The 1,406-nt window shown below is 65.9% G+C and carries 2 protein-coding genes; both read right to left on the reverse strand.

The genetic code is table 11. From position 1 onward, the window contains the following. Positions 1 to 38: 38 nt before the first annotated feature. Positions 39 to 584, reverse strand: coding sequence for a hypothetical protein (locus FDZ70_10670; protein ID TLM65982.1), 546 nt, complete (start codon positions 582 to 584; stop codon positions 39 to 41). 71 nt (positions 585 to 655) lie between these two features. Next, a partial coding sequence (locus tag FDZ70_10675; protein ID TLM65983.1) for a DUF4013 domain-containing protein occupies positions 656 to 1,406 on the reverse strand: 751 nt, incomplete at its 5' end.

Here is a 1,406-nt window from a genome sequence, read left to right on the forward strand (position 1 = left end):
CGCTCCGCTCTCAAGACCGATTCTACGCCGTGGGCGCGCTACCGTTGGAAGCGCGTGTTCGGTAGTGGCGTGGCGAGTGCTGCAACCCGATCGGCGATGAGCGACGATGGGATGTGCGCCTCCAGTTGTTGGACGAGCCGTGCCGCCATCCCCTCACGCAGGATGCCGAGGCTCCAGTAGTCCTGCCACACCATCCCGACGGTGTCGCGACAACTGATTTCGATGGCTGATCGGCCTTCGAGCGCGACTAGGCGGACTTCAGTGATTGAGTCCCAAGGAATCGTCGCTACCTTGCCCGTGAAGGGGTGGTAGTCCGTCCATCCGTCTGGGCTGAAGACCCAGCAGTTGCGCCGTCTGCGTGATGCCGAGGCGGATAGCCACGCGAATCCGAGTAGGCCCGCCGAGCCGAGTGCGGACGACGTGCGCCACGGTTGCTCGAACACCCCGACCAGCGCCATCCATGCGAGAGCGACGGCCACGACTGCCGAGATGACGGACAGGAACGCGGCGAGCGCGCGGAGCGGCTCGTCCACGTAGGGGAACTCGACCGTGATGATCGCACGCGCGTCTTCGGCTGACGGCATCCCCCGAGCCCAATCTACCGAACGTTTCTGCGTTTCAGCGGCGGCGCATCTTGCCGTCGCCGATTCCTAGCCTACCGCGCTGCGCCGTCCGCTGGAAACGCCGGTTGGGTCAACTGCACGTTCTCGCCGCTGGTTGCGCACCAGGCGACGCGACCGAACTGTCCGACGAGGTCAGCGGTCAGGAGCAGGGTGCATGCCCACACGACAGCGAGCAGACACTGGATGGCGACGTGGAACACGAGTCCGCTCTGAGCGGTGCCTGAGACTAGCGCTGCGAAGTCGGTGGCCCGGAGTGGCGCGAGCCAACTGACCTCAGCGAGCCTGTCCCAAGCGGTGAGCGGCCACCGCACCAGACTCCAAGCAGCGAATGGGAGAGTGACAACGAGTGCCGCGCGGCGGTGCTCCCACACGCGGCCGAGTGCCGTGCGGTACTCAGTCGTACCGATGATCGAGTCAGTGCACGCAACGCGACTCAAGAGCGCTACCGGCACCAGCGACCAGATCGCAATCGCTGGCAGCATGGAGACCATACCGCCGATGGCGGTCGCCACATCGGACGACGCGAAGGGTTCCGTGGGGATTCCGGCTGTCCCGGCGAGTCCAGTGATGCCCGAGAGTGCAGCCCACATGAGGAAGTAGGCGGCGACTCCTGCGATGCCCGGGATGATGCCGACGACGAACACGTGGGCTGCCCTGCGGGCATGCGAGCGGATGTCGCCCGGCCGTGGCATCGCGGTCGCGTCCCCGTGCGCGATCTGAGTGGCTCTGGACATGCAATAGCCCTGGAAGAGCCAGCCCAAGAGGCCAGCAACGATCACGAGC

This window comes from Actinomycetota bacterium, from assembly GCA_005774595.1.
Lineage (GTDB): Bacteria > Actinomycetota > Coriobacteriia > Anaerosomatales > D1FN1-002 > D1FN1-002.